8 protein-coding genes are annotated in these 13,485 nt (G+C 44.8%); 1 reads left to right on the forward strand and 7 read right to left on the reverse strand.

Translation table 11 applies throughout. The annotated features are described in order from the left end of the window. Position 1: 1 nt before the first annotated feature. The gene (locus tag B7991_RS12870; protein ID WP_088631186.1) at positions 2–1,117 is read right to left on the reverse strand and encodes a DegT/DnrJ/EryC1/StrS aminotransferase family protein; all 1,116 of its coding nucleotides are present in this window, start codon (positions 1,115–1,117) and stop codon (positions 2–4) included. 51 nt (positions 1,118–1,168) lie between these two features. Continuing rightward, a complete protein-coding gene (locus B7991_RS14895; RefSeq protein WP_176421829.1) occupies positions 1,169–1,969 on the reverse strand; it encodes a sulfatase-like hydrolase/transferase in 801 nt (266 codons plus the stop codon). A gap of 754 nt (positions 1,970–2,723) precedes the next feature. Between B7991_RS14895 and B7991_RS15180 the strand changes: the two genes are divergently transcribed. Next, a complete protein-coding gene (locus tag B7991_RS15180) occupies positions 2,724–2,852 on the forward strand; it encodes a hypothetical protein (protein WP_254917973.1) in 129 nt (42 codons plus the stop codon). A 161-nt stretch (positions 2,853–3,013) separates the two neighbouring features. Here the strand turns inward: B7991_RS15180 and B7991_RS12880 are convergent, their stop codons facing one another. The 5 genes from B7991_RS12880 to B7991_RS12900 form a co-directional block, all read right to left on the reverse strand. Next, positions 3,014–4,456: a lipopolysaccharide biosynthesis protein gene (locus B7991_RS12880; protein ID WP_088631188.1), complete on the reverse strand. Its 1,443-nt coding sequence runs from the start codon at positions 4,454–4,456 to the stop codon at positions 3,014–3,016. A 47-nt stretch (positions 4,457–4,503) separates the two neighbouring features. Beyond that, positions 4,504–6,429 carry an LTA synthase family protein gene (locus B7991_RS12885; protein ID WP_176421835.1) on the reverse strand — a complete coding sequence of 642 codons (1,926 nt, stop codon included), beginning with the start codon at positions 6,427–6,429 and terminating at the stop codon, positions 4,504–4,506. Continuing rightward, positions 6,404–8,497 carry a polysaccharide biosynthesis tyrosine autokinase gene (locus B7991_RS12890; RefSeq protein ID WP_088631190.1) on the reverse strand — a complete coding sequence of 698 codons (2,094 nt, stop codon included), beginning with the start codon at positions 8,495–8,497 and terminating at the stop codon, positions 6,404–6,406. The genes B7991_RS12885 and B7991_RS12890 overlap by 26 nt, the downstream gene beginning before the upstream one ends. Before the next feature lie 111 nt (positions 8,498–8,608). Next, on the reverse strand, positions 8,609–10,615 hold the full coding sequence (locus tag B7991_RS12895; RefSeq protein WP_088631191.1) for a hypothetical protein: 2,007 nt from the start codon (positions 10,613–10,615) through the stop codon (positions 8,609–8,611). A 39-nt stretch (positions 10,616–10,654) separates the two neighbouring features. Further along, the gene (locus B7991_RS12900; RefSeq protein ID WP_088631192.1) at positions 10,655–13,438 is read right to left on the reverse strand and encodes an FISUMP domain-containing protein; all 2,784 of its coding nucleotides are present in this window, start codon (positions 13,436–13,438) and stop codon (positions 10,655–10,657) included. Between the last annotated feature and the right edge of the window lie 47 nt (positions 13,439–13,485).

Raw genomic sequence — 13,485 nt, forward strand, 5'->3', positions numbered from 1 at the left:
ATTATTTCTTATTGGTAATGACTTCGATTACTCTATTTACGCCTTCGTCATCGAGCGTTGCAAACATGGGGAGGCAAAGGACCTGGTTTGCCAACTTGTGGGCGACAGGCAAGTTCGCCGGATTTGCTGAATCCAGACCCTTGTAGGCGCTGAACGTACTGATGAGCGGGTAGAAATAGCGGCGTCCGTAAATGTTGTGCTTTTGCAGCAATGTGTAAAGATCGTCGCGGCTAACGCCATATTCTTCGCTAATGAAAATTGGGAAGTAGGCGTAGTTGTGGCGAACTCCTTCGATGTCGGGGAGGAATCGGATTCCGGCGATGTCCTTTAGCGCAGCCCTGTACTTGTTTGCAATGGCCTTTCGCTTTTCGATGGCGCAATCGACTTGCTTTAAGTTCAAAAGCCCGTATGCCGAGCGGATTTCATCCATCTTGCTGTTGATACCTGGCGCAACGACGGTCGTTTCGTCGGCAAAACCGAAGTTCTTGAGATAGTCAATGCGCTTCTTGGTGGCTTCGTCGTGGCAGATCAGGGCGCCGCCTTCGATCGTGTTGTAGACCTTTGTGGCGTGGAAGCTGAGGGTGCTCATATCGCCTGCTTTCAACACGGATTCTCCGTTGACGCGTACTCCAAAGGCGTGTGCGGCGTCATAGATAATCTTTAGACCGTAAATGTCTGCGATTTCCTGGATGCGCTTCATGTTGCAGGGCGTGCCGTAAACATGGACAGGCATGATGGCTGTCGTGTGCGGCGTAATGGCGGCTTCAATCTTTTCTGGGTCGATATTGCCGGTTGCTTCGTCGATATCGACAAAAACGGGCTTGAGGCCATTCCACCAGATGGAATGCGTCGTAGCGACAAAGCTGTATGGTGTCGTAATGACTTCACCCGTGATTCGCATGGCCTGGAGTGCCGTGATGAGCGGGAGCGTTCCGTTTGTGAACAGGCTGATATACTTTACACCAAGGTAGTTTGCTAAGGCCTTTTCAAGTTCTTCGTGGTAGTGGCCATTGTTGGTGAGCCATTTGCGTTTCCAGATGTCCTCCAACATGGTCTTGAAATCATTCAAGTCCGGTAGAAGTGGCGAGGTTACGGTGATTAATTTTTCTTCGTTCATGGCTCAGGTTCCTGGGAAATTATTCAAATCAAATCTAGTAATTGTTTCTTTTTAGTCGTCGTCGCTTCCGTTGATTTGCGAAATATAGTCGTTCCTGATGATTTTCTCGGAAATGGTATAGGCTGTATTTTCGGAATAGTATCTGGAATGTCTTGCGGCGCTGTCCAACAGATTGACACCGAATCCCTTGAAGAAATAATCCTCCTCGTTGATTAGCGGAAGTATAGTCGGGAAAATGTCCATCTGGTAAGTGACTTCGTCTATGAAAGTGCTTTTCTTGAAATCCGGGGAATAGATGATGAGCGGAACGTAGTTTTGACCGTCAAACTCGAGCTCGTTTTCCTTAGCATAATTTCTGAGGGAAGTTAAGTTCTCGTTATTTAATATGGTATGGTCTCCGGTAATGAGGATGATGGAATTTTGCAGGACCGAATCTTGTTTGAATTTATCTAGGAATATTCCAAGTATGGAATCGGTGTAGGCAAAGCCGTTGATGTAGTTGCTCAGAATCTTGGGTGTTTTTTCTGATAGGCCCAGCTTGTTGTTCTCGCCCTTGCGGAATGGCAGATGGGTGTCGATTGTGATGGCGTGGGCAAGGAAGGGTACTGTTGCCGTATCGGTGTAGCGGATAAGCGTTGCTATGGATGCCGTGTCGGTTTCGGTTTTTGCCCTAATTTGCTGCATGTACCCGTAACTTCTGGTTACCTGGTTCTGGTTCCACACATTGTTTTGACATGGATTGATTATTGCTGAATGCTCGTAGAAACTGGCGATGTTCGGGTAAGCGTTGCTGCCATACGAAATGCAAGCGACTCCTGTAGAAATGGGAAGCAGTCCTGTATTCAGTATCATTTGTCCGTCTCCAGAGCTCCCGTACCGTATTTGGGATTTCACCTTTGACGCAAAAAGCACATTGTTGCTTTGAATGAATTTAACAATGTTGGGTATTGGCGAAGATAGTTTGTCGTTGTTCGTGATTAACCAACTTTCGAAACTCTCTACAAGGATGATAATGAGATTTCGACTTGCTTTTTTCGTGCTTGTAGATTTTGAAAAAACATGCTGAAAATCAGGATCCTTTATGTCTTTGTCGGTAAGGGTGATATATTCGCGGTTCATCTGTGCGACGAAAATGGCTGGCAAATAGGCGAGAATGCTTTGGTTGCGAATGTATCCTTCTTCATCGAATACTTGTAGGCCCGTCGGGGTCCATTGGGTTTCTGCATGTATGGTGCAGAATGGCATAAAGTACAGGCACGCTTTATGCGCGGTCGTCAAAATGATATCGTGTGTCTTGCAAACGCGTTTTACTTCGTGTGACTTAGTGATATGCGATAGCGGGGCCACGAAAAGGAATGTGAGCGCAAGGACTGTGATAAAAGAAACGAGTCTCCATTTGAAGTTGCTAGCGACAGATTTCTCTTTGTTCAGTTTCCAAAGTAAGATGGAATAGATGATGGTGATGATGGGGAATAGGAATAATTGAAAATTGACGGCCGACAAGATGGATGATTCAAACCCATTTAACTGGTCTACGAGCTTGATGGCGTCGTAGTTTATGAAAAAACCGTTGCAGCGGAGGTAAATGAGGTTTGCGATACACCAAATGTCAAACAAGGCCGAGACGACAATGGACCAGATGTTCTTTTTGAATAAGATTGTGAATGCGGCGATAAAAGTTGAGGCTGAAATCATGCCGCAGAAGGCTGCTGCCAGGTACCGCAATTTTTTGTGAGCCGGTATAAAGCTTTCAAAGGCGAAGGCGTTGAATAGGTAACATTTTAGAAAAAGGGCGAATGCAAAAATGACAAAAACAAGAAAGGGCGTGCTTAGGACTGCCTTTTTAAGCGAGTGCTTCCAATATGTTATTTTCTCCTGATGGAACATGTTCAATCCTTATTTTTTCCGTTTCAGCAAGTCTAGCATTTCTGACATTTTTTCTCTATTGAACAGCCAGTTGATTAGCAGGTAATAGGAGGTGCCGACGACAAAGCCTACCCCTATTTGAAGAGAGTATAGATTTTCCGGTAAAAGGTGGATTACGCCTAAAATGATAGCTCCCATGGCCAATGAATTCAAAAATGTCGGCATCATGAATTTCATTTGGGCAAGGAATCCAGCTTTCATTAGCGAACCGGAATAGTAAGTATTGATGATTAGGGAAATCCATGCGTCGGCAATTTTCCCAAGGCAAAGAGCCGTTATTCCAAAAGGCAATGTTCCGCAAAGGATGGCGATGCCTACGATTTTTTTGATAATTTCAAGCTTGAGGAACAAATCCGAGCGCCCAAGAACCTGTAAAAGATTCAGGTTGATGGCATGGGCCGGATACCACATCATGGCAATGCATAACAGTTGCAGTGGGAGAATCATGTCTGCCCAACGGTCAGTTAGCATAAACAATGTCAATGGCTTGGACAGTGCAAGGAGCCCAATCATGAGTGGGAAAATAAGCAATGTTGAATAATCCAGAAATTTCAGGAAATTCTTTTTGAGGCGTTCAGGTTCTTCTTGCAGAGAACTTAAAACCGGGTAAGAAACGCGCTGCAAAATTCGCATGATGTTCTGGGACGGAAATTGAGCAAAATGTTCTGCCTTTGAATAACTTCCCAGTTGCGCCGGCGTGTAAAACTTTCCGATGACGAGCGGGTAAATGTTGTTGTAGACGGTATCGAGAAGCCCGGAGATTAAAAGCTTGGAGCCAAACGAAAAAAGGTAACCGAAAGATTTTTTGGAAAAGAAACATGTCGGTCGCCAGCGCACAATCATCCAGTACAAAATGGAAAGGAGGAGTGTCCCGAGAAGCGCCTGAATGACGAGTGCCCATACGCCATAGCCTAGGTAAGCAAAGACGATTCCCACGATTCCAGAAAAGATGGCGCAGCATAAGGAAATCTTTGCCTGTTTCTTGAAGTCAAGCTTGATCACCAGCATTGTCGTCTGCACGGCGTTGAAGGACTGCAAGATTATTTTAATGGCGAGAACTCTGAGGATCAACGTGAGTTCGGGCATCTCGTAAAAGTCTGCGATAAATGGCGCCGCAAGGAAAATGACCGCATAGCAGGCCAGTGACATGCCGATGTTGAAAAAGAACATGGTTGCCATGTCTTCTTCGGTACGGTTTATTTTGCGGATAATGGCGTTGCTGAACCCGCTATCGATAAAAGTCTGGCTCACGGCGAGGAATATGGTGAGCATGGCGATAACGCCGTAATCATTGGGCGTCAGCAATCGAGCAAGGACGATTCCAAAGAGAAACTGGATTCCTTGAGTCGAAAATCTTTCTACGGCGCTCCATACAACGCCTTTTGCGGTTTTCTTTTTTAGACTGTCTGCCATTTTACTCGCTATACGTATATGGTTTGCAATTTAGAAAATGCCATGGCTTATGGCATCAGCAGGTTTTTGTCCAGCACCCAGACCCACGAATCCATGGCGTCCAGGAGGGCTTTTGATTGCAAATCGATATTTCTATTGATTTTCTTTTCGGCGATAAATCCGCCGATGACATCCGTTGTGTCCCAGTCGGGAGTTTTGCTCTGTATTCGGGCGTGCGTAAATGAAGGGCTACCGACTTTCACGAATTTTGCAATGGAATCGTTTCGGAGAATGGCGTCTTTGTGCCGGAACGATATGACGTTATGCGTCTCTTCGCTAAAGATGTTGTGTCCTACGAAATGGTTGGAGGCTTCAATCCCGAGAAGATGGAGAATGGTTGGCGCGTAATCTACATGAGATACCGGCTTTGTTATCGATAAACTGTCGGCAATGCCTGTACCTTTCCAGATAAATGATGTCCATGTGTAGGCGCTGTTTGCCTCTCCGAGCTCGCTCAGTTTTTCTTGGGACTTTGCGCCTGCTATGGAGTGGTCGCCCGTGACGACAATAATCGTTTCGTTTGATCTTGGGCTCTTTTCGATTGCATCGAGAATGATGCCGATGGCGCTATCCAGATATGCTGTGGCCTGCGCGTAACGTTCATCGGAGGTGGCGGCTGGTTCTGCGTATGAACTTGGAACGTTAAATGGGGTATGTGTGACAAAGTTGATCCATTCAAAATAAAGGGGCTTGTCATCAGGCCTGCTTGTGTATATTTCCTTGAATCGTTCGGCGAGCGGAATGTCCGTATTGATTTTGGGATTGTACTCGCTTCTGTCAAACCATTTTTCAAACCAGGGCGTAAAGTTGTCAAAACTGGGTTCTGCGGCGGTGATGACGATTCTGTGGTAGCCGAATTTCCCAAGAATCTCGGGCAGTGCCCTTGATCTTGTATTCATGAGGCTTGTGAGAAATACTTTGTTCGGGTGGCTCCAGATGCCTAGCTGTAGGCCGAGCATTCCTTCGGTGGAGGGGTAGCCTACGCTATAGGTGTATGGAAATGTCGTTCCTTCTTTGCTGAGCCTGCAAAGGTTTGGCATACGTTCGCAGTTTTTCCCGATTCTAAAGTCGCCGGCCCATCCGCGGAAACTTTCTAGAGAGAGCAATATGACGTCTTTCTTTTCGGCCATGGGCTTCTGCTTGAACGCTTCGGCGAGGGAATCTTCGTTGCTTACCGCGTGGAAAAACGGAAATTCCTTTTGCGCATTGCCTCCGAGAAGTGCAATCCCGGTATCGAAATTTTCGGGCTTTTGACTGTGTTCCCTGATGTATTCGAGTTCGTCGGCAAGCGTAATGTAGGGCGGCTGGATTAGCTGCCAGCGAATGTGGCAGGGCTTGAAGAAATTGTGGGCGTTGCCGCATACGCATGCGATTGCGATAAGAACTGTTGCAAATCCTGCGGTTGTGATTTTAGGAACGTCTACGGATTTTCCTTTTTTGAGGACTCGGAAAAAGAAGAAGAGGACCAACAGCAATATGACGGCGGTCAAGCCAAAACTAAAAAGCCCATCGTAAATGACATTGAATGCAAGCGTCGAATCCATTCTTGAAACAGAATATGTCGACAAGAACGAAAATGTCAGGTGCTGCCCCATCCAGCGCAAAATTTGGTCATTGGAGGCGCAGGCGGCGAGGTAAACCCATGTGATTACTGCGGTGGCGCTGCAAAAGACGGTTCTTAGCCTGCCTTTGGCGAGCGTGCTCAGCGCAAAGATTGATGTGAGAATGGCTATGGCTGCAAAGTCTGCAATCAGGGCGCAAAAAAATCCAAGTGCGGCACGTTCGACAAATGCGCCGCCCGAAGGCGTCTTGAAAAAGTAAAGCTGTCCGAGCTGGACTGTTCTTGCAATGAAAACGATTAAAAAGAAATGCCAAGCCGGATGGGCTTGGAATTTCTTGATGAATCCCTTAATACTTCCCGTATTTGTAACCATAGCCGTCGCTGTGACCGTGCTCGTACTTGTTGATGACAAAGCTTGCATGGGCCGTATTGTTGCCCTTCAGAAGCTGCTTCATACCGTCCTGGATGGCATCGATGCTGTGCTTGTTGTATTCGATGACCATGACAATTTGGGCGGCGACGCGGCAGGCGAGGGCTGCGTCGGTGACGAGCATGATAGGCGGGGTGTCGATGATGATCAAGTCGTATTTGCTCTTGAGTTCATCGATGAGGTCTAAGTAGCGCTTGGAGCCGAGCAGTTCAGAAGGATTGCTCGGGACCATGCCGCATGGAATGATTTCAAGATTTTCGACTTCCGTCTTGCTTACAACTTCTTCAAATGTGGCTGTGTGCAAAAGAATCTGCGAGAGGCCCTTGCCGCGCTTGATGCCGAATTCTTTGTGCAGACGGCCCTTGCGGAGGTCGGCGTCGATCAACAGGACCTTCTTGCCCAAGCCTGCGTAAAGGGCGGCGAGGTTCACAGAGATGAAGCTCTTGCCGACGCCTGGAATGAGACCGCTGATGCCGATAATCGGACTACTTCCGTCGTCCATGCTGAATTCCAGAGAACTGCGCAATGTACGGAGCGATTCGACAGCGACATCGTCCGGTTCGACAACGGCGAGCGGTCGTGTGCCCTTTGTGCCCTTGGGGTTGCCCTTGGGGACCTTGGCGTAAACGCTGTAGCCAGTTTCGCGTTCGATGAAGTGTGCGTCACGGACGCCGTTACTGAGCTTGCTCTTGAGCGTTGCAATGCATGCGCCCAAAAGGAATCCGAGGAACAAGGCTACGCAGACGATCAAGCTTTTCTTTGGCTTTGCGGGGCGCGTCACTTCTTCGGCAAAGTCGATGATGCGGACAGAACCGACTTCACCTGCGGAAACAAGCTTAAGCTGCTGAATGTTGTTGAGCATCGTCGTGTACATGATCTTGCTCATGTCCACTTCGTTGGTGAGCTTCAACACTTCCTGTTGCGTGTTCGGGAGTTTCTTCGTTGCAATTGACGTGCTTGCAAGTTCTCGCTTCAGGTTGTTTTCCTGTTCTTCGAGAGTCTTGATTGTCGGGTGTTCCGGCTGGAACAAACGGATGGCGCTTTGCTTTTTTTGCTGGAGGTCCAGAAGGTTTTGCTGGAGCCTGTTACGCTTTTCCAAGATAAGTCTTGTTTCGGCATCGATATCGACAGAGCCGACCTTGTTTCTGTAGGTGTTGAACTTAAGGAGCGAACTGTCCATCTGGGCTTTGACATCGGGCAATTGCTTTTCCAAAAATTCAAGCGTTTTTTGAGCTTCGGCATTGCGCTGTTCGACGTTCTGTCTCAAGTAAGATGTTGCAATTTCGTTCAGGATTTTGGTGGCGCGGTCCGGATAGATGTCCTGATAGCTGAATTCCAGGATGCCGGTCTTTTTGCCCTTTTCGCCAACGTCAAATGCGCTCTTGAATTTTGAGATGGCGTCAAGACGGGTTCTTTTGAAAAGTTCGAATCTTTGCCCGGCCCTTGCCTTCATGTTGAAAACGCTGAACGTTGCCGTATCGCCGGCGTAGATGAAATGGTATGTTTCCCCGACCGTTCCGCTCAAGACTTCTTTATCGTTGTGGTCGATGAGCTTGAACGATGTGCTGTCCGTTGCTTCGGCGATCCATGGCTTGATTTTTTCGTCCTCCGGAATCTTGTCCCATGGAATTTCGTACTGGTTCAGTTCCATGCGGCCTTCGCGGTGCAGCAGGCGATCCATGACGTTGATGGGGTTTGCTTCGTATTGCAAATACATCTTTTCAACAGCGTCTCCGATAATCTGACGGCTGTTGATGAGCTCAATTTCGGTTTCGGCTGGGCTTGAACTTGCAAACAGGCTCGGGAGTCCGCCCATGAGACCGACGCTTTTGTTGCTTTTGGTTTCTATTTGGAGTAATGCATCCACCTTATAAATGGGGCGGATCCACATGGCGACAAAAACACCAACGATTCCAGCGACGATGATGCATGGAATCATGATTCTCCAGTTTTTTGCAAGATCTTTCAGTATGTCAAAAAGATCGGTTTCTTCTTTTTTTGCAGACGCCATTTAATCAATCCTTGATCAACAAAACACACTCTTTGAATAACAAAGATAGAAAAAATGGATTGTCGCGATTGTATGCCTGCTTACATATTAGTAGAAAACACTGAGCAGGAATTATTTGACCAATACCCAGGGGTTCTCGTAATCGTATAGTCTATCGTCTGCATGGGTGTCGCAGACATATTGTTGTTGCGTATTGCTTGTGATTTCTGCTGATCTTGAACAATCATCGCCGGGATCGCAAGAATATTGGTATGGTATTATTCTTATGGTGGGGCCAAAACCGGTTTCGCCGTCACGCCTTGAAGTGCACCCGCCAAGGCCAAGAATGCATTCCGTCACATCGCCCCTTCTCCAGTATCCTTGTGTTGTACTATAGCTATAGTTTTCATATACATAGCAATTTTTTTTACATTTGAATCCCCAGCGCGATTCTCCGTCTTCGCCTTTTGACCACGGGATGAGTTTTATGCCGACGGAATCATATCGGTCAAGAGGGCAAGATTCGTCGCGAGGACTGTCATAATGATATTTATAAGCGTAGTCCCAGTAAAATGAAGTGTCACTTGTTTCGTAGTTGATAGAAATTGCGCATCTGTAATAGGCTGTTTTGTAAGAGGGGTAGCATGTTTCATAGTACTCGTTCCGCATTTCACATTTGACACCGTCTAGATTGATTATGTCTTGATCTTTATTGAAGTTTACGTATCCTGCTATGTTTAAATCTTTTTCGGTGCATTTGCCGAGTACTGCTTCGGGAACGGTCGCTACACGCCATGCATTGTTGTCGAAAATGTACATGATGTCCGTCGCGTTCCCTTTGCGCAAAGTGCCGTCTGGAGCATCTTTCCATAACATAGTGTCTATTACGAACTCGATATTTTTTTTGAGTATTTCGTCATCGAGAGATATGTCTAGCCTTCTGCTGTAAATGTAACTATCGAAAGTAATCCATTTTTCGTCATTGCATACATAGGCACCATAGTCGGTCATTTTTATATACTTTTCTCGTTCGCTGGTGCAGATCCCTAAATTAATCCTTGTTGAAAATTTTATATCGTTGCAATCGCTGTTCTTTGTTCTTTGCCATGTGCCATTTTTATAAACTTCACAAACTGACAAATCGTCATCGTATCGAATATCACCGTCTTTAGGATTCTGCTGGAAATATTTTTCTTTTTCTTTGGCGGAGGCTGCTCTCCAAATGTCAGGTCTGCAGATGAAAAAAATGTCTGAATAATCACTCATTTCATTTGTATTTATGACGATTTCGTTCTTTCTTTTTTCGATGCAGTTTCCAAGACCGTAGGCGTGCCACCAAAAATGGTTCACATGCTTTTCGAAATCAGATAAATTGACGGTATTATTCCAATCTTCAAGAAGGCTTTCTATTTTATCAATGGTTGAATATAGGTATTGTTTATAAGCCCAGTCTGCAATTTCCGTTATTGTTGTTGTATCGTTCCAAACGCCGTCCTTTTCGATGTCGGATGCGTAATTTGTCAATCGCTCGTCAATGTCTGTATTGGAAAGGTAGCCTTGCATCAATACCGAAATGGCAAGCATAGCGGCATTTTGTTTTTCAAGAAGGTCTGCGTCTTCGGTGTTGTCGAAATCCTCTTCTATGCCGAATGATTTTAGAACTTCCAATTCGGCTTGCTTTTGGGCTTTTGCCACAGACATATGTTTTTTGGTCACGAGATATATCGCACGTTTATGCGCCAGATGCGAAAGTACGTTTATATTGGCTTTGCCACTTTCGCTTATGTCCATGAATTTGTACAATGTTGCGTTTATGGATGTCTTTTGACCTGTAATATCGTTACGTAAATAGCCTTCCGCTTTAAGCAACGCATATTGCGATGTGAAGTCTTTTGCCTTTATCGAAAAATCGCCTTGGTCATTTGTGGCTTCTGATTCGATGGTGTATCCGGTTTGTTGCAATTTTTCATCGAGTTCGTGGACGGATATGGTCGCCCCCTTGGCGATGAGTCCTTGAACCGTTCCCGAAACGGTCTTGTCGGAATCGCTTGCCGAATTGCCGGAGTCGTCGCTGCAAGCGGCAAAAAAACAAGCCAGAAGAATAAAGAGTGTGTAGTGCTTTTGCAAATCAAAAATCATAGAGCGCTCCTTTTGAAGATTTGTTGTCCGATATCGACTTTAATCATCTTTTACGCAGCGGACTGAAACGGCGTCGTTTGATTGACTAGATTCAAGCTTTGTTGAATACGAAGATGTCTGCAACATCATTACATCTTCGTAGTTCGTTGTTTCTACATCAGTGGATGACCAAAAGTAAGTCCAGTTCTCAATATTTGTAAAAAGTGCATAGCTCTTGGACGTAGAAAAGTAAATCCCGGTATGATCTGTGGAAAATCCGCTGCGGTAAAATTCTATGTTTATTTTTTCCAACCATTCTAGTAGTTGATTCCATTCGTTACTGTTGGGCAAATGCCAGCCTGCAGGACAAATACCTTGAACTCTTTCGGGTAATCCGCAAGGTGTGTGTTTGCTATTATTTGTATAGCCGCAAGTTATTCCCTGTGTTGACCAATAGACTGAATCGATTGCAGCACTCCAAGTGTATAAACGTCCATGTATTTTACAACTATCAATTTGGTTGTTATAGCACCAATTATGCTTTCGCATGCTTGGATAATTGACGCTGTCCGCATAATTTAAATTTTCTGCCATCCAAGTGAGTGTATCCATAATGATCGTTTTGTAAACGGAACTGTCTCTTGGGTCTGTCATGGTGCCTTGATTTTTGTCGTTTGCGAATGTCCAATCGTAAAATTGTATTTCCGCATTACTTTCGGCAACATCGCATTTTGCAATGGCTTTGGAACCTTTGAATGTTTTATATTTGCCATAGTTGTAAATAGAACATTTTTCTTCTAGTTCATCTGAAGTCGCTTTTCTAAACGTGAATTTTTTTGGACTAATCTTGTCGCAGATGTAATAATTGTTTTTTCCTGAAAAAATCCTGCCGTATGTATCATAAGTGCATAGTGTAGGAAAAAGTTCGAGATCACCTTCTGAGGCTAGCATCCAATGTCCATGTATCGAGCCGTCGCCGAGATACATAAAGGGATATGTACAAATATAGGGCGACTTTGTTGTGGTATCCACAATTGTAACGGAATCTTCGCAAACGCCGTATTCACCATATTTGTTGCATTCTGAGCCTTCTTCTATGACGGCCCCGTGTTTCATTGTGCCATTGAATTTTTTTGTACATCCTCCTAAACCGGGAATGCATTCTGTTGGATTTCCTGAACGCCATTTTCCATCTTCAAATACGTAGCATTTGTTGCCGCATTCTTCCTGAATATGAGAGTCGCCTTCTTTTGGATTTTTCCATCGGGATAGTTCAATTGCACATTTGTCAGCTTTTTCCCAATGAAGATTATTGCATTTGTAATGGCCGGGTGTGAAGAATGGGCCTGCACAGTAATTGGAGGTGCAGCAACTGCTGCCATGAGTATTGATATAATCTTGTCCGTCGCGCATTTTTACATAACCGATTGAATCTTGAATGTCCTCCGTACATCCTCCAAGAGATGCTTCTACGAGGTTGGCCACTCGCCAAGCTTTATTGTCGAAAATATATATGACATCAGTCTTGTTTCCTTTGCGGATTGCTCCTTCCGTCGTGTCTTTCCATCCTGCGGTATCTTTTTCAACTTCGATAGTCTTTTTCCATTTTTCGTCCAGATATTCAATGTTGCCACAATCGTGCTCAGAAATCCATTGTTCTTCGTTGCAAATGTACCAGTTTTCATTTGGGGCTTTTTGGATTTCCAGATGGCGCTCTTTGGTACAACCTTTTAATCCGAGTGTACAATTGTTGAGTTCGCCTTTTCGCCATTTGTTGCCGTCATAGACATAACAGACGGTCGTATCGGTTTTGTTCCGGTAGATATCCCCGTCCTTTCCTTTAGAATTGTCCAATGTGTCGGGCCAATAGTATTTTGTTTTTTCTTTGTCGGATGCTCCTCTCCATATTTCGGGTCTGCAAATGAATAGTTTTTTTGCGAAACTGCTGTTGGAGTTCGTGTTTTGGGCAATATTGTTCTTGCGTTTTTCTATACAGTCCTTAAGTCCGTAATTGTTCCACCAGAAATGGTTTATGTATTTGTCGAATGAAGGCTTTTCGATTGATGGAATTTTGCTTGCAATGTTGTCTTGAATGTCCGAATATCTTGTTTTTTCGAACAGTTCGTAAAAGTAGTCGGCAATTAGGGCCTTCGTTCTTTCATCATCCCAAGTTCCGTCTTCTTCAAAATCGGTGGCGATGTCATTGATTTGCTTGTCTATGTTGTCTTTTAAAATTTCATTTTGCAATAAAATAGATAATGCTAATAGCGCAGCACCTTGCTCTCCGTTTTCAGAAACGTCTAAATCTCCGGCTCCTTTAAATTTCTCATTGATGCCGAACGACTTGAGAATTTCTGATTCTGCTTGTTTTTTTGCATCTTCTATAGTCATCTTTTTTTGCGTCATCAAGTAAATAGTTCGCTTGTGGGCCAAATGCGTAAGCACGTTTATATTGAATCCATCGTCGTCATTCATGTCTACGATTGCGTATAAAGCTATTTTATGTAACGATTGCTTATTTGTGGTAAAGTTGTGATAATAGCCGGACGCTTTCAGGAGAGCGTATTGTGATTTTAGTTCTTTTACATTTGCTGAATATTCGCCTTGGTCGTTATCGATTTCAGTTTCATAAACGATTCCCGTCTTTTGAAATTCTTTGTCAAGTTCATAGATGGAAATAGTCGTATTTTTTTCGAAAGAGGTTATTTGTGCAACACCCGAAACGGTCTTGCCTGAGATTATTGCTGGATCTTCGGGAGCGTTACCGGAGTCGTCGCTGCAAGCGGCAAAAAAACAAGCCAGAAGAATAAAGAGTGTGTAGTGCTTTTGCAAATCAAAAATCATAGAGCGCTCCTTTTGAAGATTTGTTGTCCGATATCGACTTTAATCAT

The organism is Fibrobacter sp. UWB3, from assembly GCF_002210405.1.
In the GTDB taxonomy this organism is placed as follows: domain Bacteria; phylum Fibrobacterota; class Fibrobacteria; order Fibrobacterales; family Fibrobacteraceae; genus Fibrobacter.